This window comes from Pseudomonas guariconensis, assembly GCF_015680235.1.
GTDB classification, from domain to species: Bacteria; Pseudomonadota; Gammaproteobacteria; order Pseudomonadales; family Pseudomonadaceae; genus Aquipseudomonas; species Aquipseudomonas guariconensis_A.
Map to the genome: position 1 here is coordinate 1 of NZ_JADLJL010000043.1, position 25068 is coordinate 25068.

General features: G+C 62.3%; 22 protein-coding genes. 10 read left to right on the forward strand and 12 right to left on the reverse strand.

Going from position 1 to position 25068, the window contains the following annotated elements:
* Positions 1-411 precede the first annotated feature (411 nt).
* From choX to IRZ56_RS20965, 4 genes are all read left to right on the forward strand, one after another.
* Positions 412-1350, forward strand: coding sequence for a choline ABC transporter substrate-binding protein (gene choX / locus IRZ56_RS20950; protein WP_196146702.1), 939 nt, complete (start codon positions 412-414; stop codon positions 1348-1350).
* Positions 1347-2285 (forward strand): alpha/beta hydrolase, encoded by a 939-nt coding sequence (locus tag IRZ56_RS20955; RefSeq protein WP_230390481.1) that lies wholly within the window; start codon positions 1347-1349, stop codon positions 2283-2285. Before choX ends, IRZ56_RS20955 begins: the two co-directional genes overlap by 4 nt.
* A gap of 151 nt (positions 2286-2436) precedes the next feature.
* On the forward strand, positions 2437-3252 hold the full coding sequence (locus IRZ56_RS20960; protein WP_196146703.1) for a DUF692 domain-containing protein: 816 nt from the start codon (positions 2437-2439) through the stop codon (positions 3250-3252).
* The gene (locus IRZ56_RS20965; RefSeq protein ID WP_196146704.1) at positions 3249-4010 is read left to right on the forward strand and encodes a putative DNA-binding domain-containing protein; all 762 of its coding nucleotides are present in this window, start codon (positions 3249-3251) and stop codon (positions 4008-4010) included. The genes IRZ56_RS20960 and IRZ56_RS20965 overlap by 4 nt, the downstream gene beginning before the upstream one ends.
* Here IRZ56_RS20965 and IRZ56_RS20970 read toward each other — a convergent pair.
* The 7 genes from IRZ56_RS20970 to IRZ56_RS21000 form a co-directional block, all read right to left on the reverse strand.
* Positions 4007-5956, reverse strand: a complete 1950-nt coding sequence (locus IRZ56_RS20970; protein ID WP_196146705.1) for an aconitase family protein — start codon at positions 5954-5956, stop codon at positions 4007-4009. The two genes, IRZ56_RS20965 and IRZ56_RS20970, sit on opposite strands and share 4 nt — an antisense overlap.
* A gap of 90 nt (positions 5957-6046) precedes the next feature.
* Positions 6047-7258, reverse strand: a complete 1212-nt coding sequence (locus tag IRZ56_RS20975; RefSeq protein WP_230381044.1) for an MFS transporter — start codon at positions 7256-7258, stop codon at positions 6047-6049.
* Between the two features lie 43 nt (positions 7259-7301).
* On the reverse strand, positions 7302-8339 hold the full coding sequence (locus IRZ56_RS20980; protein ID WP_230381045.1) for a cyclase family protein: 1038 nt from the start codon (positions 8337-8339) through the stop codon (positions 7302-7304).
* 54 nt (positions 8340-8393) lie between these two features.
* Positions 8394-9038, reverse strand: a complete 645-nt coding sequence (locus IRZ56_RS20985) for a glutathione S-transferase family protein (protein ID WP_196146708.1) — start codon at positions 9036-9038, stop codon at positions 8394-8396.
* The gene (locus IRZ56_RS20990) at positions 9032-9271 is read right to left on the reverse strand and encodes a tautomerase family protein (RefSeq protein ID WP_196146709.1); all 240 of its coding nucleotides are present in this window, start codon (positions 9269-9271) and stop codon (positions 9032-9034) included. Before IRZ56_RS20990 ends, IRZ56_RS20985 begins: the two co-directional genes overlap by 7 nt.
* Before the next feature lie 13 nt (positions 9272-9284).
* Entirely contained in the window at positions 9285-10457 is a 1173-nt protein-coding gene (locus IRZ56_RS20995) for an aminotransferase class I/II-fold pyridoxal phosphate-dependent enzyme (RefSeq protein WP_230390482.1), read from the reverse strand.
* Positions 10458-10483: 26 nt separating this feature from the next.
* Positions 10484-11548, reverse strand: coding sequence for an iron-containing redox enzyme family protein (locus IRZ56_RS21000; protein ID WP_196146710.1), 1065 nt, complete (start codon positions 11546-11548; stop codon positions 10484-10486).
* A 272-nt stretch (positions 11549-11820) separates the two neighbouring features.
* Between IRZ56_RS21000 and IRZ56_RS21005 the strand changes: the two genes are divergently transcribed.
* The 6 genes from IRZ56_RS21005 (at position 11821) to IRZ56_RS21030 (ending at position 18718) form a co-directional block, all read left to right on the forward strand.
* Positions 11821-12720 (forward strand): LysR substrate-binding domain-containing protein, encoded by a 900-nt coding sequence (locus tag IRZ56_RS21005; RefSeq protein WP_196146711.1) that lies wholly within the window; start codon positions 11821-11823, stop codon positions 12718-12720.
* Between the two features lie 93 nt (positions 12721-12813).
* The gene (gene leuC, locus IRZ56_RS21010) at positions 12814-14247 is read left to right on the forward strand and encodes a 3-isopropylmalate dehydratase large subunit (RefSeq protein WP_196146712.1); all 1434 of its coding nucleotides are present in this window, start codon (positions 12814-12816) and stop codon (positions 14245-14247) included.
* Positions 14244-14894, forward strand: coding sequence for a 3-isopropylmalate dehydratase small subunit (leuD, locus tag IRZ56_RS21015; RefSeq protein ID WP_196146713.1), 651 nt, complete (start codon positions 14244-14246; stop codon positions 14892-14894). The genes leuC and leuD overlap by 4 nt, the downstream gene beginning before the upstream one ends.
* A gap of 136 nt (positions 14895-15030) precedes the next feature.
* On the forward strand, positions 15031-15942 hold the full coding sequence (locus IRZ56_RS21020; RefSeq protein WP_196146714.1) for a LysR family transcriptional regulator: 912 nt from the start codon (positions 15031-15033) through the stop codon (positions 15940-15942).
* Positions 15939-17333, forward strand: coding sequence for an SUMF1/EgtB/PvdO family nonheme iron enzyme (locus IRZ56_RS21025; protein ID WP_196146715.1), 1395 nt, complete (start codon positions 15939-15941; stop codon positions 17331-17333). The genes IRZ56_RS21020 and IRZ56_RS21025 overlap by 4 nt, the downstream gene beginning before the upstream one ends.
* 53 nt (positions 17334-17386) lie before the next feature.
* Entirely contained in the window at positions 17387-18718 is a 1332-nt protein-coding gene (locus tag IRZ56_RS21030; protein WP_196146716.1) for an MFS transporter, read from the forward strand.
* Between the two features lie 146 nt (positions 18719-18864).
* On the opposite strand, the gene glmS is transcribed toward IRZ56_RS21030, so the two are convergent.
* The 5 genes from glmS to atpD all read right to left on the reverse strand — a co-directional run bounded on the left by glmS (position 18865) and on the right by atpD (position 25058).
* Positions 18865-20700, reverse strand: a complete 1836-nt coding sequence (gene glmS / locus IRZ56_RS21035) for a glutamine--fructose-6-phosphate transaminase (isomerizing) (protein ID WP_196146717.1) — start codon at positions 20698-20700, stop codon at positions 18865-18867.
* 2 nt (positions 20701-20702) lie between these two features.
* Complete coding sequence (locus IRZ56_RS21040; protein WP_196146718.1) at positions 20703-21479, reverse strand: DeoR/GlpR family DNA-binding transcription regulator; 777 nt, start codon at positions 21477-21479, stop codon at positions 20703-20705.
* 250 nt (positions 21480-21729) lie between these two features.
* On the reverse strand, positions 21730-23097 hold the full coding sequence (glmU, locus tag IRZ56_RS21045) for a bifunctional UDP-N-acetylglucosamine diphosphorylase/glucosamine-1-phosphate N-acetyltransferase GlmU (protein ID WP_196146719.1): 1368 nt from the start codon (positions 23095-23097) through the stop codon (positions 21730-21732).
* A 114-nt stretch (positions 23098-23211) separates the two neighbouring features.
* Complete coding sequence (locus IRZ56_RS21050; RefSeq protein WP_043214185.1) at positions 23212-23637, reverse strand: F0F1 ATP synthase subunit epsilon; 426 nt, start codon at positions 23635-23637, stop codon at positions 23212-23214.
* Positions 23638-23681: 44 nt separating this feature from the next.
* Entirely contained in the window at positions 23682-25058 is a 1377-nt protein-coding gene (atpD, locus tag IRZ56_RS21055; RefSeq protein ID WP_023383132.1) for a F0F1 ATP synthase subunit beta, read from the reverse strand.
* Positions 25059-25068: the final 10 nt, after the last annotated feature.

Here is a 25068-nt window from a genome sequence, read left to right on the forward strand (position 1 = left end):
AAGCCCGCTCCCACAGGTCCGGCTAGCAATCTGTAGGAGCGGGCTTGCCCCGCGATCAAGGGCAAAGCCCTCGCCAGGCGACGGCGATATCAGGCCTGACACAATCGCGGGACAAGCCCGCTCCCACAGGTCCGGCTAGCAATCTGTAGGAGCGGGCTTGCCCCGCGATCAAGGGCGAAGCCCTTGCCAGGCGACGGCAATATCGGGCCTGATCCGATCGCGGGACAAGCCCCCACAAGCGACACAACCCCAAGACAGGCACCTGCTACCCTTTGGCTCCCCGGTCGCCACCGTGCAACTGCGGGTCGCCACAGTGCGATTTTTTATTTCAGGCTGCCCGTAACGTGATCGACAGCCACCGCCGCGCGGGGCTCCACGACATAACAACGATAACGTCCCGAGGGAGAAGTCATGAAGCGATCGATCACAGCGGCCACCTGCGCCGCGCTGTTGAGCGTTGCCAGCGGTACCTGGGCCGCCGAGCCGGCCGCCTGCCAGAACGTACGCATGGGCTCGGTGAACTGGACCGATGTGGTGGCCAGCAGCGCAGTGGCCGAGGCCCTGCTCGACAGCCTAGGCTACAAGGTCAAGCAGACCAGCGCCTCGCAGCAGATCATCCTCGCCGGCATGGCCGAGAAACGCCTCGACATCTTCCTCGGCTATTGGCAGCCAACCATGCAATCGGTGGCCAAACCCTACCTGGACAAGCAGCAGATCGACGTCATCACCCCGGCCACCCTCAGCGATGCGCAATCCACCTATGCCGTCCCCGCCTACGCCTATGACGCAGGCCTGAAGACCTTCGCCGATATCGCCAAATTCCGTGACAAGCTGAACAACCGGATCTACCTGATCGAACCGGGCAGCGGCATGAACCGCATCACCCAGCAGATGATCGACCAGGACAAGTTCGGCCTCAAAGGCTTCCAGGGCGTGGAGTCCAGCGAGGCCGGCATGCTCACGGCGGTGAAGCGCGCCGTCAATCAGCAGAAATGGGTGGTGTTCGCCGGCTGGAAACCACACCCGATGAACCTGCAAATCGATATGAAATACCTCTCCGGCAGCGACGATGCCTTCGGCCCGAACGAAGGCTCCGCCACGGTCTCGATCATGACCGCTGCTGGCTACCAGCAGCAGTGCGGCAACGTCGCCAAGCTGCTGCACAATCTGCGCTTCACCAGCGAGGGCGTGAGCCAGGTGATGGAGCCCATCCTGGACCGCACTGCGCCGCTGGAGGCCGCCCGCGCCTGGCTCAAGGCCCACCCAGAGCAGGTCGCTACCTGGCTCGCTGGGGTGACCACCTTCGATGGCAAACCGGCCGACGCGACGCTGGTCGCCAGCCAACAATGACCCGCTATCCGCTGTCGGCTGGCATGACGGCCTTCGTCGAGCGCACCCGCGCCTTCGCCGTGGCCGACACTTCGCTCGCCGCACAACGCGCGGCCTATTCGCGCATGGCAGCGGCCTTCACCCCGCCGCCTCCGGCAGGCGTGCAAGTACGCGACCTGCGGCATGCCCAGTTGCCACCGTTGCGGCTGTACTACCCAGCACGCCCAGCGCCACCGGGCGGCTGGCCCACTGCGCTGTTCCTGCACGGCGGGGGCTGGATACTCGGCGACCTCGATTCGCACGCGTTCTTCTGCGCAGAGCTGGCCATGCGGCTGGGGTTGCTGATAGTCGCCGTGGATTACCGGCTCGCACCGGAACACCCCTTCCCCGCCGCACTGGAGGACAGCCTTGCAGCCTGGCGCGCTCTGCGTGACGGCGTTGTAGACGAACCTATCGATCGCTCGCGCATGGCAGTGGTCGGCGACAGCGCCGGTGGCAACCTCGCCGCCGCCTTGTGCCTGGCGTTGCGTGATGCCGATGAGCAGCAGCCCTGCGCCCAGGTATTGATCTACCCAGCCCTTGGTGACGAAAACACCGCCTCCCGTCACGCGTGCGCCGATGCGCCGCTGTTGTCCTGCGAGGACCTGCAGGCGTGCCTGGACGCCTACCTGCCCGCATCCACCCGGAGCTATCTGGCTTTGCCATTGCGCGCACATGATCTGTGCGGGCTGGCGCCAGCCTTCATCGGCGTCGCCGAGTTCGACCCCCTGCGTGACGATGGGCTGCTGTATGCCGAGCGGCTGCGTGGTGATGGGGTGGCAGTGGAGTATTTTCCAGGCCATGGGCTGGTGCATGGGTGCTTGCGAGCGAGGGGTTTGCCGGAAGTGGATCGTATGTGCGACGCGTTGTTCGAGGTGCTGGCCAGTAGGATGGCTTGTCCGGCACGAAGCCACTAGCAGCGGCCTGCTGTTGGTGGTGAGGTGCGCATGGACCTGGACGGGCTTGCTGCGCTTGCACGCCTGCCATGCTTAATCAGCAGGGGTCCGAGCGCTGTTCGGCGTGCTGCCCCATGCTAGGCTGGTCCCTCACCCTTGGCAGCGCACCGACATGACACAGCCCATCATCGGCGTAGGGCTACGGCCCTTGCACTATCAGGCTTTTCTCGACAATCAGGTCGAGGTGGACTGGCTGGAGGTACACGCCGAGAACTACTTCGCCGACGGTGGCTGGGACCGCCATGTCTTGGAGCAGATCGCCCAGCGCTACCCGCTCAGCCTGCACGGCGTGGGCCTGGGGCTGGGCTCGGTGGACAATCCGCCCGAAGCGGCTATCGAACGCCTGGCGACGCTCTGCTCGGCACTGCGCCCGATCAAGGTTTCGGAACATCTGTGTTGGAGCAGCCATGGCGGCCGCCACTTCAATGACTTGCTGCCGCTGCCTATGGTCGATGCCACGCTGACGTTGCTGGTGCCGCGCTTGATCCATATCCAGCAGCGCTTGGGCCGGCAACTGCTGATTGAAAACCTTGCCCCCTTGCTGCGCTATCAGGTGGATCAATACAGCGAAGCCCACTTTCTGTGTGAATTGGCTCGCCACAGCGGCTGCGGCATTTTGCTGGACCTGAGCAACTTGTACGTTAACGCGCACAACCATGGCGAGAGCGCAGTCGAAGCACTCGACACTATCGAGCCGGGCTTGGTCGGCGAAATTCACCTGGCAGGCTTCAGCCAGCAACAGGGGTGGTTGATCGACGATCATGGCTCGATGATCGAGCCGCCAGTGTGGGACCTCTATCAACACGCCCTGCACCGGTTCGGCCCGGTGCCTACGATGATCGAGTGGGACGTGCGACTGCCTGGCTTGGATGTCTTGCTGGGGCAGGTTGAGATCGCCCGCGCCCTGGCCGCGCGTTGCCTGGCATGACACTGGAACAGTTGGCTCGCCTGCAAGCGGATTTCGCCGCCGCCTTGAACGGCTCCGATGAGACCGCGCTGGAGGCCTGGGTCACATCAGGCCAGGCCCGCCAGGGCATCGACCATTATCGGCGTCGCTTGGAGGCACAGCAGCAGCGTACCTTGGGGCTGATCTATCCGAAGCTGCGTAAGCAGCTTGCGCCCAGGGTTTTTGCGCAGCTGTGCGAGCAATATGGGCACCACCATCCATCCACAGAAGGTGACTTGGGTTCGTTCGGTGACCGGCTGGGGGATTTTCTCGAGCGACAACCTGCGTTTGGCCGTGGGTCGGACCTGGCGCTGCTGGCTCACCTGGAGTGGGCCGTACACCACAGCAACCGTGCGGCCAACACCCCTGCCTTGAGTGCGACCGAAATCCTCGCCGACAGCCAGGCAGGCCTGCAGCATGAAGTACGGCTGCACCCGGCCTGTCAACTGCTGACCAGCTCCTGGCCGGCCTATCACGCCTATACCCATTCGACGCCTGCGAACGCAGGGCAAGCGCTACCGCAATTCCTCGTGCATCGGCTGCGCTGGCAGGTATGGGTACGCTGGGTGCCGCCTTACGAATACGCCTCGCTACAGGCGCTGCAAGCGGGCTGCTCGCTGGAAAAGGCGATGCTGGTCGCCTATGACCATCACCCTATCGATTGCCCCGACGCACAGCGCATCGAGCAAAGCGGCGCATTGCTGCGCCGCTGGGTCATGGACCAGCTGCTGGTGGTCTAGCCGGCTACTGCATGACCGCTTTGCAACTGAGCAAAGCTGGTCAGGCTGCCAGCCAGGGCACTTGCCGCCACTGTATAAGGGCTGGCAAGCCATACGCTGCCCGGCCCTGAACGCCCAGGAAAATTGCGGTTGATGGCGCTGACAGTCACTTGGTCCGCTGAGGTCGACTGGCCAGGCCCGCAGTTCGCGCAGGCACCACAGCCCGGCATGATCAACTGCACACCAGCCTGGCGGAAGGTTTCCAGGTAGCCTTGGTCCCGGCAATAGTCATGCACATCGGCGGTACCGAACTGGAGAAAGAACCTGGTGTGCGACGCCTGCACGATGCCGTTGGCCTGGGCCCACTGGATCACCTCATGATAAGCGTCGAAGTCGCTGCGCTTGCCTGCCGTGCAGGAGCCACCATAGGCGATGTCCACCCGCACTGGGCCGGCCACGTCGGAGATTGCCACACCATTTCCGGGGTCACCGGGCGCCGCAAGCATCACACTCACTTGCGACGCATCGATTTGCAGCACATCTCGGTACACAGCGTCCGGGTCGCTGCACATCCACGGTTCCAGCTGTACTTCGACCCCGCGCCGTTCGCGCAGGAACGCCACGACCTGATCGTCCGGCTCGACGATACCGGTCATGCCACCCAACTCGGCCACCATGTTGGTGAGGGTCGCTCGTTCATCGACGCTCATCTGGCGGACGGCCGAGCCGCCGAACTCGAATACACACCCGATGGCCTTGCCCTGGCGTATGAAGTCCAGGCGCAGCAGGTGCAGCACCAGGTCCTTGGCCATGACCCCTTCGGCCAGTTCCCCGCTGACCTCGATACGCAGCGTTTCCGGCACTTTGCACCGTACGTGCCCGGTGTGCCAGCTGTGGGTCATATCGCTGGCGCCCACACCGAAGGCCAGGCAACCCAACGCCCCGGAGTGCGGGGTATGCGAATCGGTGCCGATGACCACCTGGCCCGGCAAGGCATAGCGTTCGATCATCAAGGCGTGGCAGATGCCTTCGGAGCCACCGCGCTGCTTGTCCGCACCATGACTGCGCACCGGGTAGCGCCGGCTGAAACGCTCATGGCCATCGACCAGGTGGCGGATGCCAGGCAATAAGTTCTGCTCGATATGCGGCACGCTTTCGCTGGCCAGGACCAGATGGTCCTCGAAAGTAATGATGCTTTGCGGATCGACCAGCGACGCCGGCTCGCCGTAAGCCTGATGCAACAGGTGCGCGCACATGCCAGTGAAGTAGTCGTGACTGAAGCGCAGGTCGGCGCGGATGAACACACCAACGCCAACTTCAGGTTTCGGTGACTGGGCATGGAGGTGGCGTTCGATGATCTTTTCCACCAGCGTTTTCGGCCCGGTCGTTCGCAACGCTGGCGTACGATGGGTAGCCGACCAGTCCAGGCTACGGCTGTACTTGAGCAGGCCACCACTGCGAATGATCTGCTGGGTGAGCGCATCACGCCCTTCCAGGAACTCCTCGAGGTAGATCGGCTCGCCAGCAGCGATCCGGTCGAGCACGCCGAAGTCGGTGGTGGTCAGGATGCCCAGGTTGTCGCAGTTCTGCTGGTAGATACGCTCGAAGCTGCGAGCCACGATCAGGCGGATGCCCGCCGACAACTCGGCCAGCGGTGAGGATTCACGGGAAGATCCCTTGCCATAGCGGCTACCGGCCACCGTCACGCTGAAACCACCCTGGCGGACCTGATCGACGCCAATCGGCATCGTGTCCGCTGACTTGAAGCCAACATAGGGGAAGCGACCGAGACGCTCGTCATAGTCGAGCATCACGGTGACCGGCGTGATCTCATCGGTGGAAATGTTGTCCCTGAGCGGTTCGGCCTGGGCGAGGCTGCAGTCCTCGCCTTGTAATTGCCGCTGCATGATCTGGGGGTTATCGCTCAGGTAAAGAATGCGTCCTGCCAGGTTAATGGTGGTTTTCATGGTAATCCTCCGTACCACCACCTTAATGGATTACTTGGCTGTTCAAGTTGCCAAATGGGCACTGCAGCAGTGCCCAAACATCATGCTGGTTCAGTTGTCGCTGAGTGAGGTCTCGTTGCCGTCCATCTGCCCGCGCAACAACAGCAACAGGCACCAGCCTGCCGTTGCTAGCAGCACCAGGCTGGTGGCACCGAAGACGAAACGCAGGCCCAGGGACCCAGCGGCGAAGCCACCTAGTACCGGGCCGGCGACCTGCCCCAGGTACTGGGCCGAGGTGGAATAGCCGAGCATCTTGCCGACCCTCTGCGCGCCAACGTTCTGCCGAATCACCGCCGACACGCAGGGGATCAGCCCACCCAGCGCCAGCCCCATGGCCAGGCGCAAGGCGACCAACTGCCAGGCCTCGGTGACCAGTGCCTGGGGAATCAACAGCAAGCCAGCAACGGTCAGGCACAGCACGATGACCTTCAAGGCGCCGATGCGATCAGCCAATTTACCCAGACGTGGTGCCGAGAGGATGCTGCCCAGCGCCGATGCCGCCATGCAGAATCCGGCCAGCACCGTGACCGATTGTGCGCTGACGCCGAGGCTGCGCACATACAACGTGATGATCGGCTCGATGGACATGTTGGCCATCATCAGAATCATGGCCACCAACAGCATGGTGAGGACGATGGACATGTCTGGCCGCACCGCGGCCTCGCTGGCGGCGGTGGTCTTGCCGGTCTTGGTCAGTGTCTTGGGCGAAGTGATGAACAGGCAAGTGGCCAGGAAGTTGAAGAAGATCAACCCGCTGGCTCCAAGGAAGATGGTACGGATATCGACGATATTGGGCAGCACCCCGCCAAGCAGCGGGCCGACCAGACCGCCAGCCATGATTCCGGACGACAGCACGCCCAGCGCCCAGGCCGAACGGTCCTTCGGCGTTTGCGCCGCCACCAGCACATAGGAGCCCGAGGTGTAGCCACCCGCCAGGCCGACCAGCAGGCGCAGTGCAACCAGTTGCTCGACACTCTGCGCCATGCCGATCAGGCCCATGCTGACCACCATGCCGAAACTAGCCCGGATCAGGTTCTGCCGGCTGCCGTAGCGATCCGCCAGATGCCCCCAGAGTGGCGCCACCAAGGCGGCGCTGAAGAAGGTCGCGGCGTAGGCGATGCCGGACCAGCGGGCAATTTCAGCATCGCCTGTGACGCCCAGGTGCTCCACATATACAGGCAGGAACGGCAGCAGCACGGTCATGGCAACAATGTTGATGAACGATCCAAAGAAACAGATTGCCAGGTTACGTTGCCACTGCATTGCCATCGCTCCTGCGATATGGTTTGAAAATGTCGTCGGCCGATCAGACCGTCGCCACTGGTGTAACGGGTGAAGCGACCGCGCCCGTCAGCCTGAGTGGCGGCGCGGTCAGCAGGAAGCGGCTACGCCCGTTCGCGCGCAGCCATTGCGCCAGCGGAGTCAGGTGCCACAATTCGCCGAGGTGGATGCCAAGCTTGAACAGGCACAGGTTGTGCAACGGCAGAATCGGGTAGGCTGGCAGGTCCAGCTTGTCTGTCGGGTCATAGGCCTCGACCGCATGATTGTCGGCGGCAATGGCGGCGATGCCGCTGCTGCTCACCCATTCCAGCAGTTTCGGGTCGCGTCCGTCCAGCTCCACGCACGAGCGCTCCAGCAAGTGCACATCAGGGTCTCCCCCCATATCCACCAGCATCTGGGCGAAGCCGGTATGGAAGAGAACGATGTCGCCAGGCTCCACTTCAACGCCGTCGAGCTCCATCACTTTCAGGATGTCCTCGAACCCGACGCGCCGTCGCTGCCGGCCGAAATGCGCCTCCAGATCGATCAGCACGCCGCGCCCCTGCACGCCCGTCGCGGCCATGTGCTCAACCCCCAGCACCTTGGCCGGCGTCGCTGGCAGTTGCCCTTCGGCATCCGGCTCGCGCACCACCTCGCCGAACACATCCGGGGTGGCGGCAAATCCGTTGTAGTAGCAGCTTTGCAACTGCCCGTCGCCCTGCAAGTCGTACAAGCTGCCGACCTGCGCCAGGCTGTCCCACTGGGTGGAATACTGCGTGCACAGGGTAACGGTGTGGTCACAGAGCACATCGGTCCAGTGCGGGTCGTCCTGGCAGAGGTGGTAGTCGATGTTGGATTGCTCATTGCGCTTGACCGGCTTAAGCACTGGCGGTTGCCGGCGTGGGTTCCATTTCGAACCGCCGGGCAGGTCAAGCGGCAGGCTCAGGCAGAACGAGCGGCCCTCGCGCACCTCGGCGACCCCTTGCAGGACCTTTTCCGGCGTCAGCAGGTTCAGCCTGCCGAGTTGGTCATCGGCACCGAAGTCGCCCCAGTTGGCACCCTCGGGACGTGTCTTGTATCGCATGACTGTTCTCCAGGTAAACATGCAGGTGGCGATGCATGCATCGCCACCTGGGCCTCACTTGTGCCCGCTGGGGTCTTGTTCCGGCGGTAGCACGGCATAGCGCTTGAAGCCTGGGCGCTCGCTGATGCGTGCGTACCATGCGGCCAGGTGTGGTGCATCGGGCTTGTTGTCGAGCTCGAATGTTTCGTAGGTCTGGGCAAGCACGCCCAAGGCGATGTCAGCGATGGTGAAATGCTCACCGGTCACGTACTGTTTGCCTTGCAGGTATTCGTCGAGGATCAGCCAGTTGCGCGCGATGCGCTCGGACTGCACCTTGATCGCGGCCTGGTCGCGCTTGGCCGGCTCCGTCCGGATCAAGGAGGTGAACAGTGGCACGATGTCCGGCCACAGCGCACCCATCGACCAGTCGAGCCAGCGGTTGACGTCGGCGTGCAGGCGAGGCTCGAGCGGATACAGGGTGTCGTTGCCGTACTGGCGGGCCAGGTAGCGCATGATCGCGTTGGACTCCCACAGCACGAAGTCGTCGTCCAGAAGGGTCGGCACCAGCCCGTTGCGGTTCAGCCGCAGGTATTCCTCTTCGTGGGTACGGCCGTACTGCCGGCCGGCGTCGATGCGCTCGAAATTCAGGCCAAGGTCTTCCAGGCACCAAAGCACCTTCTTCACGCACAGGCCTCGTTCACGCCCCCAAACTGTCAGCATGTCTGCTTCTCCTTGTTATCAGTCGTTGTCTTGGCAAAACGGCTGCGGTACTCCGGCACGGCAACGCCGGCCAGGCCCCAGTTGTCGACATTGATCTCATCGATCACCACGGTCGTGGTGTGCGGGTTCTTGCCCAGCACTTCCTGCAACACAGTGGTCACGCCGGCGATCAACGCTTGCTTCTGTTCACGCGTGACACCTTCATCGGTAACCTTGATATTCACGTACGGCATGCAACCTCCTGTTTCAGGCAATCTGGCCCAGGGCCTTGACCAGCTTGGTCATGGCTCGCTCGAGCAATTCCGGTTTCTGGGCGAAGCAGATGCGTAGATAGCCTTCCCCATCGGCGCCGAACGCCGTACCTGGGGCCAATGCCACACCATGCTCGCGCACCAGGTTCAATGCGAAGTCATGGCTATTGCGCAGGCCGCGCACCTTGAGAAAGGCATAGAACGCCGCCTGGGGCGGGCTGTAGACGACGTTGTCGAGCCCGGCCAAGGCGTCGCTGACAATGGCCCGGCCACGCGCGCAATAGGCCCTGAAGCCCTCGACGAAGTCGGTATCGCCCAAGGCAGCCATGGCAGCCAGCTGGTTGAAAGGTGCCACCCCTGAGTGGGTCAGCTCGATCACCTCGCCGATCGCATCGCGCTGGCCCTGCGGTAGCACCAGCCAACCGACCCGGAAGCCGGTCATGGCCCAGCCCTTGCTGAAGCTGTTGCAGACGATCAGGCGGTCATTTTCGTCCGCCACTTCGAGCATGGAAGGTGCCGCAGCGCGGCCGTCGTAGGTCAGGCGGGAATAGACTTCGTCACTTACCACCCAGACCCCCAGGGCCCGGCACATCGCCAGAATGCGGCGTAGTTGGTCCTTGCTTGCGGTCCAGCCGGTGGGGTTGTTCGGCGAGTTCAACACCAGCACCTTGGCGCCCCACAGCATTGCTTGCAGTTCTTCAAGGTCGAGGAGGAAACCGCTGGCGCTCTGGCGCAGTGCCACCCGCCTGACCCGTGCACCGCGCAATTGCGCCAGATTGCAGGGGTTGGGCCAGCACGGGCCGATCACCACTACGGTGTCGCCGGCCTGGACCAGGCTGGCGAACGCCACATTCAGCGCGGCCATGCCCGATGCCGTCACCGCGATGCGCGACTCGTCCACCGCCACCTGGTGCAGCCCGCTGAGGTAGTGCGCCAGCGTTTCACGAAGCGCCGGGATACCGCGGATATCCGGGTAGCGCGTGTGCCCTTGCTGCAGCGCCTGGGTCAGTGCCTGTACCGTGCTTGTCGGGCAAGGATGGTCGCTTTCGCCAAAACACAGGAAGTCCACACCGGTGCGGGAAAATGCCTCGCGGGCAACCCCTACCAGTTGCGAGCTTGCCAGGCGCTCCAGCCCCAGCGATGCCGAAGCAGGACGCGGGGACGTCATGACAGGGCTATCCATCGCACCGCCCCTCATGCCACGGCGCTGTCGACGTGCGCCCGCACCGCTTGCACGTAACCCAGCCCCTTGACCGTCTGCAATAGGCGGTCAAGGTAGGCTTGCGACGAGCTCAGGCGGATCAGCGCACCGAACAGGATTTCCTTGATCAAGGCGGGGTCACGTCGGGCGGCGGGCTCGATCGCATTGTCGAACCAGCCCTTGCCATGAATGGCATCCACGCGAATATGCAGGTCATGGTATTCCACGCCCGCTTCAGGCAGGCCCAGGCGGCGCCAGCCAGCGACCATCTTCTTGAAACGACGAGGAGCGAGGAATTCGGTGACACCGAAATAGCCAATGGCCTTGTAGTGATGACGCGTACTCAAGGCCAGGCAGGCGGAAAGGTTGCCGCACAGCAAGGCTTCGGGCAGCAGGATCCGGTCGATGTAGGACTGGTCGATACCCAGCGCAGTCAGCGCTTTGCTGAACAGGACCGTATGCACTTCGTCCTCCTGGCCATTGCCCATTTCATCGAAATAGTTCTTGGCAATTTCCATCTTCTCGGCCCCGGTCACGCCGACCTGCATCAAGGCCAGGATGTCATCGAAACGTGGGTCCAATGTGGTTTCCTGGGCAAGAAACATTTTCATGCCCTCACGGCTGGATTCATCTTTCAGATAATTGAAGAAGGCATGAGAGCCGGCCGGGTGTTGAATGATGTATTGCTTCAGCCATTCAACGAAAGCTTCACTGGTCGTGGGCAGTTGATCAAATATATCGGCGGGAATCTTGGCAATTTCAGCTTCAAGAATCACCGGTTCGAGCAGGGCGCAGATATCCGAGAACAGTGATGACACATCAATATCAACGGCGTTGGCGCCGGGCAGAGAGAAGCGATATTCATATATATTCGCCAATACTGCGTTGATCTTTTGCAGCGCTTCGGCATCTGCCGCAAAGCCACGTTTCTGAAGGCTCTGGCAAAGGTCCAGAACCGCTTGGCGAAGCGGCTGATCAAGCAGATAGGGCGCGCGTCCGGCGCTGCCGTGCACCTGGTAGCGTTCGATAAACGTAAGCAGATCATCGACGTGATTCATAACCTTACTCTCCCTGGATAATCTCGAGCACGTTGCCCAACGGGTTTGATGCCGTTAGCGCACTCGTCGAATTCAGGGCGTACCTTAGCCAGACTCAAACGCTGTTAGCCATTCGCCAATTTTCAAGGCCCTTCAACACTTGGCGCAGGCCCGTGCTGGCGACGGGGGCTAACAAAAGTTTCATTCGGCACGGGCACCGAGAGCTGCTACGATAAATTGCGCTTCGTGCGAATAACAAAAAAACATAATATAAACAAGGACCGTTTATTACCGTGACCAATTTAACGCGTAAGTTCGACCTGACCTCGCTGCGCCTGTTTCTTGCGGTCTACCTGGAACAGAACATTGCCCGCGCTGCAGAGCGAGAATGCATTACGCCCTCCGCCGTAAGCCGACGGATCTCCGACCTCGAACTACTCATTGGCGCTCCGTTGATCCACCGTCAGTCCCGCGGGATTTCGGTAACCCCAGTCGGCGAGATGCTCGCTCGCCACGCGCGTGCCGTGCTCGAAAGCCTGGAGAATCTCAACGCCGAGATTTCGCAGTTTCAGGTGGGCGCCAAAGGGTCGGTGAAAATTGCCGCCAACCTGTCGGCGATCGTGCAGTTCCTACCCGAGGACCTTGCATCCTTCCAGCGCACGTTCCCGGAAGTGGACATCCGCGTGGACGAAATCGCCTCCGCCGAGGTACTGCGCAGTGTCGAAGAGGGCACCGCGGAGATCGGCATCTGCAATGCCCAGGACTTGCCCGCAGGCATGGAAGCACGCCCCTATCGCGCCGACCGCCTGGTGCTGATCGTGCCACCCCGGCATCGCCTGGCTTCGCTCAGCTCGGTCGACCTGGGCAGCATCACTCAGGAGCGCCTGGTGGGCCTGGGCCCGGAGACCAGCCTGATGAAGCTGCTCAATCGCCAGGCCGCCGAGCAAGGTCTGAACCTGTCGCTGACCATCCAGGTGCGAAGCCTCGACGTGCTGTGCCGAATGGTCCACGCCGAGCTCGGTGTCGCCGTGGTGCCGCAGTTGGTGGCGGAATACAACACCCGCGCACTGGACCTGAAGATCGTGCCTATCACCGAGGCTTGGGCAACCCGCAAGCTGATCGTGGTCTCGCGCGAAAGCGCCCGCCTGACCGCCACCGCCCGCGGCCTGATCAGCTACCTCGCGGATCATTGACCTCAACAACCGGCATGGGAGCCATGTGCATATGACACGTCTGGCCTGCGGAAGCGTTGGTAACATTTTGAGACACCTGCAAGGAGCACTCCCATGTCTCAAACGGCCACACCGCGGACCTTGTACGACAAGCTGTGGGAAACCCACCTGATCAGCACCAGTGCCGATGGCACTGGCCTGCTGTACATCGACCGCCACCTGATCAACGAAGTCTCCAGCCCGCAAGCCTTCGAAGCGCTGGCCATGCGCGGCCGCTCGGCGTGGCGCCCGAGTTCGAACCTGGCCATCGCCGACCACAACGTACCGACCAGCCCGCGTGATGGCAGCCCCATCAGCGACCCGTTCTCGCGGCTGCAGGTGCAGACCCTTGCCAGCAATGCCCACCGCAACGCAATCAGCTACCTGGGCATGGACGATGTACGGCAGGGCATCGAGCACGTGGTCGGCCCGGAGCAAGGCGCCACGCTGCCGGGCATGACAGTGGTATGCGGCGATTCGCACACCTCCACCCACGGCGCTTTCGCCTGCCTGGCCTATGGCATCGGCACCTCCGAAGTCGAGCATGTGCTAACTACCCAGACCCTGCTGGCGCGCAAGATGCAGGTCATGCGCATTCAGATCGACGGCCCGCTGGGCATCGGGGTCACCGCCAAGGACGTGATCCTTGCTGTAATCGGCTTGATCGGCACCGGGGGTGCCACTGGCTGCGCCATCGAGTATTGCGGCAGTACCATCGCCGCCATGTCGATGGAGCAGCGCATGACCGTGTGCAACATGTCGATCGAAGCGGGTGCGCGAGCGGGCATGATCGCCTTCGACCAGACCACCCTGGACTACGTGCGCGGCAAGCCCCTGGCCCCAACCGGTGCGCAATGGGATCAGGCCGTGGCCTACTGGCAGACACTGCACTCGGACCCGGGTGCCCATTTCGACCACAGCGTCTACATCGACGCACGAGACATCAAGCCACAGGTCACTTGGGGGACGTCGCCTGAAATGACCAGTGCGGTCGACGGCAACGTGCCCGACCCGGCGCAGGAACAGGACTCGGTCAAGCGCGAGGGCTACAAGCAGGCCCTGGCCTACATGGGCCTTGTTGCCGGCACCCCGATCGCCGAGATTCCGCTGGACAAGATCTTCATCGGTTCATGCACCAATTCACGCATCGAGGACCTGCGCGAGGCAGCGGCTATCGTCAATGGCCGCCAGGTGGCCAGCACCATCAAGCGCGCCATGGTGGTGCCCGGCTCTGGCCTGGTGAAACGCCAGGCTGAAGCGGAGGGCCTGGACGTCATCTTCAAGGCTGCCGGCTTCGAATGGCGTGAGCCCGGCTGCTCTATGTGCATGGCCATGAACGATGACCGCCTGGCACCTGGCGAACGCTGTGCATCCACGTCCAACCGCAATTTCGAAGGCCGCCAGGGCCAAGGCGGGCGCACCCACCTGGTCAGCCCGGCCATGGCCGCCGCCGCCGCCGTCACTGGCCGCTTCGTCGATGTTCGTGAATTTCACAGGAGCCAGCAATGAACCCGATCAACACATTGCAAGGCATCGTTGCGCCCATGGACCGCGCTAATGTGGATACCGACGCGATCATGCCCAAGCAGTTTCTGAAATCGATCCGTCGCTCCGGCTTCGCTGCGAACCTGTTCGACGAATGGCGCTATCTGGATCACGGCGAGCCTGGGCAAGACTGCTCGACCCGCCCCCTCAACCCGGACTTCGTCCTCAACCAGCCGCGCTATGCAGGCTGCTCGATCCTGCTGGCGCGCACCAACTTCGGTTGCGGCTCCTCGCGCGAGCATGCGCCCTGGGCGCTGGAGCAGTACGGTTTTCGGGTGTTGATCGCCCCAAGCTTCGCCGACATTTTCTTCCAGAACTGCTTCAAGAACGGCCTGTTGCCGATCGTGCTGAGCGAAAGCGAGGTCGACTGGCTGTTCAGGCACGAAGCCCAGCATTCGCCCATGCAACTGCAGGTGGACCTGCCCGCCCAGACCGTGCAGACCATCGACGGCAGCTGGCGCGCCCAGTTCGAGATCGATGCCTTCAAGAAGCACTGCCTGCTCAACGGCCTGGACGATGTCGGTCTGACACTGCAGCAGGAACGACAGATCAGGGACTTCGAAGCGGCCCATCTGGCGCGCTTTCCCTGGTTGCTGCAACGTCTGGCCTGAGACCAGCACTGATGCCTGAGGCCTGAGCCAACAATAACCAGAGCCAGGCCATCTGATGGAAAAGCCGGCCGCCGGCCGCAAGCAAGGATTAGCCATGTGCCCGATTAGCCTCCTGTACCATGTTGACCTCGTTACCTTGAAACTGCTGCTCGCAATCAGTGAAGAAGGCACGCTGACCCGCGCTTCGCGTAGGGAAGGTATCGCCCTTTCGGCCGCCAGCAAGCGTCTGGTGAGCCTGGAAAAGGCCTTGGGCGCTTCACTGTTCCTGCGCAACGGCCAAGGCATGCAACTGACCAATGCCGGGCATACCCTGCTGCGCCATGCACGCCAGATGCTGCAAGGCGTACAGGACATCCACCAGGATCTGGTCCGGCAGTTGCCCGCCAACGACCGGGTGCGGATCATCGCCAGCCCATCAGCCATCGGCCAGTCGCTGGCCGCCGACCTGACCGATTACATGCAGGCTCATGGTCATGTGCGCATCGACCTGCAGGCCTGCGAAAGCGAGCAACTGGTCGACGTCATGGCATCCGGCGCAGCCGACCTGGCAATTTTCGTCTCATTGGATGGCACCGAACGACTGCCGGGCGAGCCCTACCGCAGTGACCGCCTGGTGCTGATCACCGCACCGGACCATCCGCTTGCCAGCGCCGGGCCTATCGACTTCGAACAGACCCTGCCCTATCCCCATATCGGCATGCATGCCTACACCTCGATCTACAAACGCTACGAAACCCTGCACCACGACGCCCCGGACATGCGCGGCCATGTGCCGGACGTCAAGTCGCTATGCCGTATGGTGGCAACCAACCTGGGCATCGGCATCATGTCCGGACGGCTTTATGAGGAAGTCAGCGAACATTTCGACCTGGTTGCCATCCCTCTGGAAGACGAATGGTCGGCATATGACCTGCGCATCGCCACCCTTGATAGCGAGCGGTTGTGCCCTCCCGCCCAGGCCCTGTACAGCCACCTACTGCGCTTGCAAGGCATGCCGCCACCTACATCGCTTGGCCACGGCCGCCTGGCAATGGCGGCGCGCCCATGAACGTGCGCGAAATGCTGGTTTCAGTGGCACTTTCCGGCCTGGCTGCGGCACACGCTCAGGCCACGCAGACGCCACCCGAAGCGATGGAAGTGTGTTATGGCGTGGCCATGCAGGGTCACAACGATTGCGCAGACACTGCCTGCTTCCACTCCTGCTCGGGTATGTCGCAGCACGATCGCGACCCGAGCGAATGGACCATGGTGCCCAGCGGTACCTGTGTCAGCCAAGGTGGCCGGGTAGCGGCACAGCCCAAGGCCTGTGCGGCACCTCCGGCCGCCAACAGCCAGGCGGCTGACCTGGCTGCCGGCGGCGAACTGTACGCCGCGGGCGACCAGAGCGCCAAAGTCCCGGCCTGCAGCGCCTGCCACGGCGTGGCCGGGGTTGGTGGTGCGGGCGACTACCCGACGCTTGCAGGGCAGAAAGCAAGCTACCTGGCGCGCCAGCTTCGGCGCTTCAGAAGCGCCGAGCGTACCGACCCGGTGATGAACACCGCGACCCGCCACCTGGACGATGCACAGATCGACAACCTGTCCGCCTACCTCGCCGCCCAGCAGCCGCAGAATGCCATCGATAGGTATCAGGCGCGAGCGCTGCAACAACAGCTCGAAGGTCATGCCCAGGCCGGCCCGCGCTTCAGCGACTGTGAGGTGGGCTGCCCGGAACTCATCGCAGTGCCCGCCGGCAGCTTCGTCATGGGTTCGCCTACGGACGAAGCAGGACGTTTCGGCAACGAACAACAGCATGTGGTGGCCATCGACCACGCATTCGCCATCAGCACGCGCCCCATCACCTTCGCTCAATGGGACTTATGCCTGAACGAAGGCGGTTGCGCCGGCTATCGCCCTAACGACGAGGGGTTCGGGCGCGGCGAACGACCAGTGATCAACGTCAGCACGACGGATATCGCCAGCTACATCGCCTGGTTGCAGGACAAGACCGGGCAGCGCTATGCCTTGCCAAGCGAAGCGCAATGGGAATATGCCGCCCGGGCCGGAACCACCACCGCACGCAGTTGGGGTAACGACATCGCCCGCCGCTATGCCAACTACGGCCAGGACGATTGCCCGCAGCAGATACGCTGCCCGGGCCGAGCCGAAGGTGCTGATCAGTGGGTAAATACCGCACCGACCGGTTCATTCCCAGCCAACCCCTGGGGCCTATACGACATGCTTGGCAACGTCTGGCAACGCACCGCCGACTGCTGGCACGCCGATTACACCGGCGCCCCCAGGAATGAAAGAGCGTGGACCGACCCCTTGTGCGAGCGCAGCGTGATCCGTGGTGGCTCCTGGAGCAACGTCCCCGCCTTCGTCCGTTCAGCCAGCCGTGCTGCCTTCAAGCAAGACGGGCGTGCCCGCAACATCGGCTTCCGCCTGGCCCGCATCCTGTAGTCGCTACACCCGCTGCAAGGCTCCTTCCAACAATTACAAACAGGAGAACTGCCATGACTACCCTGGCACCACGAGCAACCGAGCTTGAGACGGACCTGCGCGAACTGCTGCTCTACCGGCGCATTGCCTGGCGAATACTGCCGCTGACGATCATCTGCTTCCTTTTCTCCTACTTCGACCGCATCAACATCAGCTTCGCCAAGACCCAGATGCAGGCAGAACTGGGCCTGAGCGATGCTGCCTATGGCTTCGCCGCCAGCGTGTTCTTCTTCGGCTATGTGTTGTTCGAGGTGCCCAGCAGCTACGGCTTGAAAAAGTACGGAGCACCCAACTGGATCTGCCGAATCATGGTGTCGTGGGGCATCGCCACGGCCTGCCTGGTGTTCGCCTACGACGAATACACCTTGTACTTCCTGCGCTTTCTGATCGGCGTGATGGAAGCCGGATTCGGGCCCGCCTTGCTGTTTTACCTGGCCTGCTGGTTTCCCAAGAAACACCTGGCGAGCATCAACGGCATTTGGTTTCTCTCTATTCCACTGTCGGGCATGCTCGGCGCTCCGCTGTCCGGGCTGATCCTTCAGTACCTCGACGGCTTCCTCGGCCTCGCGGGCTGGCACTGGTTGTTCGTCCTCTCGGGGCTGCCGTGCGCGCTGCTGGGGGTTGTTGTGCTGTTCAAGCTCGACGCCGACATCCGCTCCGCGTCCTGGTTGAAGGAAGATGAAAAAGCCGTACTGCTGCGTAATCTGGAGAGCGACAGAAGCATCGAGCCGCCACGGCAGGCGCCTTTGCTCAAGGTCTTGTGCACGCGGGAGGTGCTGGTGCTGGCGAGCGTGTACTTCATGATCAAACTGACGGCCTACGGGCTGAATTTCTGGATGCCGCACCTGATCAGCGCAGCCGGAGCAAGCAGCCCACTGGCAGTGGGCCTGCTGACAGCCCTACCCTATCTGTTCGCGGCTATTGGCATGGTCATAGTCACACGCCGCTCGGATGCCAGCGGGGAACGCAAGCGCTATCTTTGGGGCTGCATGCTGGTAGGGGGTGTCGGCTACTTGGCGGCATGTGGCTTCAATGGCCAGACCTATGCGCTGACCGCTTTCCTGGTGCTGGCCACCTCCGGCATTTTCATCGCCATTCCGATTTTCTGGACCATCCCACAGAAGGCCTTCGATGGCTTGGCGATTGCGGTCAGCATTGCCGCCATCAATAGCATCGGTCAGGTGAGCGGTATCGTGGCACCGACGTTGGTGGGGTATATCAATGACATGACGGGCAATACCTACATGGGGATGCTCGTCCTGGCGCCGTTCTGCTTCCTATGCGCAGGCGTGGTCATGTGGGGGCTGCCCGATGACCGTAAGGGCCACCGAACGCCCAAGAGCTGATGGTTACAGCATGCGTAACAGATCAACAAAAAGGGCTGCTATGCAGCCCCAATTGCTTTAACTGACCGGCATTAGCCAGTGGCGACTCCCTACTTCAGCGACAGTTTTGGTTGCCAAAAGCCACCGCGTATCGAAACCGAATCACCTTATTCCACAGTCACCGACTTCGCCAGGTTACGCGGCTGGTCGACGTCAGTACCCTTGAGCACCGCCACGTAGTACGACAGCAGCTGCAGCGGGATGGTGTAGAGGATCGGCGCCAGCGCATCGATGATGTGCGGGACCTTGATCACGTGGGTGCCTTCGCCGTTGGTCATGCCAGCCTGTTCATCGGCGAACACCACCAGCTCGCCACCACGGGCACGCACTTCCTGCAGGTTGGACTTGAGCTTCTCCAGCAGTTCGTTGTTCGGTGCCACGGTGACCACCGGCATGTCGCTGTCCACCAGTGCCAGCGGGCCGTGCTTGAGCTCGCCCGCGGGGTAGGATTCGGCATGGATGTAGGAGATCTCCTTGAGCTTGAGCGCACCTTCCATGGCCACCGGGTACTGGGCGCCACGGCCGAGGAACAGGGTGTGATGCTTGTCGGCGAACAGTTCGGCGGTCTTCTCGACGATGCCGTCCATTGCCAGCGCTTCGCCCAGGCGGGCTGGCAGGCGGCGCAGTTCTTCCACCAGTTCGGCCTCGACACCGGCTTGCAGGGTGCCGCGCACCTGGCCCAGGGCCAGGGTCAGCAGCATCAGCGAAACCAGCTGGGTGGTGAAGGCCTTGGTCGATGCCACGCCGATTTCCGGGCCGGCCAGGGTCAGCAGGGTCAGGTCGGATTCGCGCACCAGCGAACTGATACCTACGTTGCAGATAGCCAGGCTGCCCAGGAAGCCCAGCTCCTTGGCGTTGCGCAGCGCCGCCAGGGTGTCGGCGGTTTCGCCAGACTGGGAAATGGAGACGAACAGGGTGTCCGGCTGCACCACCACCTTGCGGTAGCGGAACTCGCTGGCCACTTCCACTTGGCAAGGAATGCCGGCCAGTTCTTCCAGCCAGTAACGGGCGACCATGCCGGCATGGTAGCTGGTGCCGCAGGCGACGATCTGCACGTTACGCACCTTGGCGAACAGCTCGGCAGCCTGTGGGCCGAAGGCTTGGACCATGACGTGGTCCTTGCCCAGGCGGCCTTCCAGAGTGCGCTGGACCACGTTCGGCTGCTCATGGATCTCCTTGAGCATGAAGTGGCGGTAGGCACCTTTATCGGCGGCTTCTGCACCTTCGTGATATTGCACGGCCTCGCGCTGCACCTTGTGCCCGGCTTGGTCCCAGATGCTCACCTGGTCACGGCGGATCTCGGCGATGTCGCCTTCTTCGAGGTACATGAAACGGTCGGTGACCTGGCGCAGCGCCAGCTGGTCGGACGCCAGGAAGTTTTCGCCCAGGCCCAGGCCGATCACCAGCGGGCTGCCGCTGCGCGCGGCGACCAGGCGGTCCGGCTGCTGCTTGCTGACCAGCGCCAGGCCGTAGGCGCCATGCAGGCGCTTGACCGCCGCCTTGAGGGCATCGGTGAGGTCGGGGACGGTCTTGAGGGTATGGTGGATCAGGTGGACGATGACTTCGGTGTCGGTTTGCGAAGCGAAGACATAGCCCAGGTCCTTGAGCTCTTCACGCAGGGCTTCATGGTTCTCGATGATGCCGTTGTGCACCACCGCCACGTCGTCGTTGGAGAAGTGCGGGTGGGCGTTGGTTTCGCTTGGCGCACCATGGGTGGCCCAACGGGTGTGGGCGATACCCAGCTGGCCGGCCAGCGGTTCGGCTGCCACGGCGGCCTCCAGTTCGCTGACCTTGCCAATGCGACGGCGACGCTCCAGCTCACCGGCCTGGGTGAAGACCGCCAGGCCGGCGCTGTCGTACCCGCGGTATTCCAGGCGCTTGAGGCCTTCGATGAGGATGGCGGTGATATTACGTTCGGCTACGGCCCCAACGATTCCACACATGATTATTGCTCCTGGCTGATCGCGGCGCAGATCAGGTTGATGCCGCGGGCTTGAATCTGTTCGCGTGCCTCCATCGGCAGGCGATCGTCTGTAATGAGGGTGTTGACGCTGCCCCAAGGCAGCTCGAGGTTAGGGATCTTGCGCCCTACCTTGTCCGACTCGACCATGACGATCACTTCCCGGGCCACCTCCGCCATCACCCGGCTCAGGCCGAGCAATTCGTTGAAGGTGGTGGTACCACGGGCCAGGTCGATGCCGTCGGCACCGATGAACAGTTGGTCGAAGTCGTAAGAGCGTAGTACCTGCTCGGCGACCTGGCCCTGGAAGGATTCGGAATGGGGGTCCCAGGTGCCGCCGGTCATCAGCAGCACCGGTTCATGCTCGAGTTCACTGATGGCGCGAGCCACGTTCAGGGAATTGGTCATCACCACCAGGCCAGGCTGGCGGCCCAGCTGAGGAATCATGGCGGCCGTGGTGCTGCCGCTGTCGATGATGATGCGCGCATGTTCGCGGATACGCCCTACCGCTGCCTTGGCGATCGCCTGCTTGTGGCTGGAAACCGGTTGCACGGTTTCCACCAGCATCTCCTGGGGGACGGGAATGGCGCCGCCATAGCGGCGCAGCAGCAGGCCGTTGGCTTCGAGCGCGGCCAGGTCCTTGCGGATGGTCACCTCGGAGGTTTCGAAACGCTTGGCCAAGGCGTCCACGCTCACCTCGCCCTGCTCGTTGAGCAGGGCCAGGATATTGTGTCGACGTTGGGGGGTGTTTCGTTTCGACATTTCGGGTTTAAGTTTCGATTCGAAAGATAATGGTTGCAATCAAAACCTAAGATGCGGGATTCGTCAAGGGATCTGCGCTTTCAGGGCCAGGGGGCTGCTTTGCAGCCTTTTCGCGGGGCAAGGCCGCTCCTACAGGCGATTGCAAGCTGTGGGCGGCCTTGTGCCGCGACAGGGCCGCACAGTGGCCCACAAAAAATAAAGGCCGACTTATTCACATAAGCCGGCCTGTGCATAACGGTCTGTGGATAACTCAGTCTTTCTTGATCTTCTCCGGCCGCTTCCAGCCGTCGATGTTGCGCTGCCGTGCACGCCCGACCGCCAGCTGCCCAGCTTCGACGGTCTGGGTAATGGTCGAACCAGCAGCCGTGGTGGCGCCGGCCTGGATTTCCACAGGCGCGACCAGCGAATTGTTCGAGCCGATGAACACGTCCTCGCCCATCACCGTCTTGAACTTGTTGGCCCCATCATAGTTGCAGGTGATGGTGCCGGCGCCGATGTTGGTGCGCGCGCCAATCTCGGCGTCACCCAGGTAGGTCAGGTGACCGGCCTTGGCGCCTTCGCCCAGGTGAGCGTTCTTCAGTTCGACGAAGTTACCCACATGGGCCTTGGCCTCGAGCACACTGCCGGGGCGCAAACGGGCGAACGGGCCGGCATCGCTGCCCTCGCCCATCACGGCCCCTTCAAGGTGGCTATTGGCCTTGATGATCGCGCCCTTGCGCAGGGTGCTGTTCTTGATGACGCAGTTCGGGCCGATCTGCACGTCGTCCTCGATCACCACCTTGCCTTCGAGGATCACGTTGATATCGATCAGCACATCGCGACCAACGGTCACTTCGCCACGCACATCGAAGCGCGACGGGTCGCGCAGGGTCACGCCCTGGGCCATCAGGCGACGACCTTCGCGCAGCTGATAGTGCCGTTCCAGCTCGGACAGCTGGCGACGATCGTTGGCGCCCTGCACTTCCATCGGGTCGTGGGGCTGCTCGGTAGCGACCACCAGGCCATCGGCCACGGCCATGGCAATCACGTCCGTGAGGTAGTACTCGCCCTGGGCGTTGTTGTTGGACAGCCGGCCCATCCAGTCGGCCAGGCGCGCTGCAGGCATGGCAAGGATGCCCGTGTTGCCTTCCTTGATCGCCTTCTGTGCCTCGCTGGCATCCTTGTGCTCGACGATCGCCGCTACCTGGCCCTGTTCATCGCGAACGATACGGCCGTAGCCAGTCGGGTCTTCCAGATTGACGGTCAGCAGGCCCAGCTGGCTGTCGCTGACCTTGGCCAACAGGCGCTGCAGGGTTTCCACCTCGATGAGCGGCACATCACCGTAGAGCACCAGCACGGTGTCTGCGGTAATCGCCGGCAGCGCCTGGGCCACGGCATGGCCGGTGCCCAGTTGTTTGTCCTGCATGACGAAATTCAGGTCGTCCGCAGCCAGGCGCTCGCGTACCAGTTCCGCCCCATGGCCGATAACCACGTGGATACCCTTGGGCTGCAGCTGGCGAGCGCTGTGGATAACGTGGCCCAGCATGGAATTGCCGGCGACCGGGTGCAGTACCTTGGGCAACGCCGAGCGCATGCGGGTACCTTGGCCGGCGGCGAGAATAACGATATCGAGAGACATTGACTGGCTACCAATCCTGGGCGGTCAGTGGCATGACCGTGTAATGGGAATTCAAAAAAGAAAAAGGGTAGCCGATGGCTACCCTTTTTCTCAATCTGCATGAAGCCTGCGGTATCAACCGCCGAACTTCTTGCGGATCTGCTGGACGGTACGCAGCTGGGCTGCGGCCTCGGCCAGACGTGCGGATGCGGCACTGTAGTCGAAATCCGCGCCTTTCTCATGCAGGGCCTTCTCAGCTGCCTTGACGGCATCCTGAGCGGAGGCTTCGTCCAGGTCGGCTGCACGCTGCACGGTGTCGGCGAGTACCTTGACCATGTTCGGCTGCACTTCCAGGAAACCACCGGAGATGTAGAACACCTCGCGATCGCCACCCTGCTTGGTCAGCGTGATCGGACCAGGCTTGAGATTGGTGATCAGCGGCGCGTGGCCTGGAGCGATACCCAGATCGCCCAGGTTGCCGTGCGCTACTACCATCTCGACCAGGCCGGAGAAGATCTCTCCTTCCGCGCTGACGATATCGCAATGGACTGTCATAGCCATCTGCTTGCCTCAACCTGATTAGCGCCCCTTGCGGGGCGCCGGGATTACAGTTTCTTGGCTTTCTCGATCGCTTCGTCGATGCTGCCGACCATGTAGAACGCTTGTTCTGGCAGGTGGTCGTAGTCACCTTTGAGGATGCCGCTGAAGCCAGCGATGGTGTCTTTCAGGGAAACGTACTTGCCTGGCGAACCGGTGAAGACTTCGGCCACGAAGAACGGCTGCGACAGGAAGCGCTGGATCTTACGAGCGCGGGCTACCAGTTGCTTGTCGGCTTCGGACAGTTCGTCCATACCCAGGATCGCGATGATGTCCTTCAGCTCTTTGTAGCGCTGCAGAACATACTGGACCTGACGGGCAGTTTCGTAGTGCTCGTTGCCGATCACGTTCGGGTCCAGCTGGCGCGAGGTCGAATCCAGTGGGTCGACCGCTGGGTAGATACCCAGGGAGGCGATGTCACGGGACAGAACGACGGTGGCGTCCAAGTGGGCGAAGGTGGTGGCTGGCGACGGGTCGGTCAAGTCGTCCGCAGGAACGTAAACGGCCTGGATCGAGGTGATCGAACCTTCTTTGGTCGAAGTAATACGCTCTTGCAGAACGCCCATCTCTTCGGCCAGGGTCGGCTGATAACCTACTGCCGAAGGCATACGGCCCAGCAGTGCGGATACTTCGGTACCGGCCAGGGTGTAACGATAGATGTTGTCGACGAACAGCAGAACGTCGTTACCTTCGTCACGGAACTTCTCAGCCATGGTCAGGCCGGTCAGCGCTACGCGCAGACGGTTTCCTGGTGGCTCGTTCATCTGACCGTAGACCAGCGCTACCTTGTCGAGAACGTTGGAGTCCTTCATCTCGTGGTAGAAGTCGTTACCCTCACGAGTACGCTCACCCACACCGGCGAACACGGAGTAACCGCTGTGCTCGATGGCGATGTTACGGATCAGTTCCATCATGTTTACGGTCTTGCCGACGCCGGCACCACCGAACAGACCAACCTTACCACCCTTGGCGAACGGGCAGACCAGGTCGATTACCTTGATGCCGGTTTCCAGCAGGTCGTTGCCGCCTGCCTGGTCAGCGAACGAAGGTGCTTTCTGGTGGATACCACGACGCTCTTCTTCGCCGATCGGGCCAGCTTCGTCGATCGGGTTGCCCAGAACGTCCATGATACGGCCCAGGGTGGCCTTACCAACCGGAACGGAAATGGCAGCGCCGGTGTCGACGACATCCAGACCGCGCTTCAGGCCTTCGGTGGAGCCCATCGCAATGGTACGAACCACGCCGTCGCCCAGCTGCTGCTGAACTTCCAGGGTGGTTTCCGCGCCTTGTACTTTCAGCGCGTTGTAAACACTCGGCACGACGTCACGTGGGAATTCCACGTCGATGACGGCGCCGATGATTTGAACGATACGTCCGCTACTCATAGCTGGATCC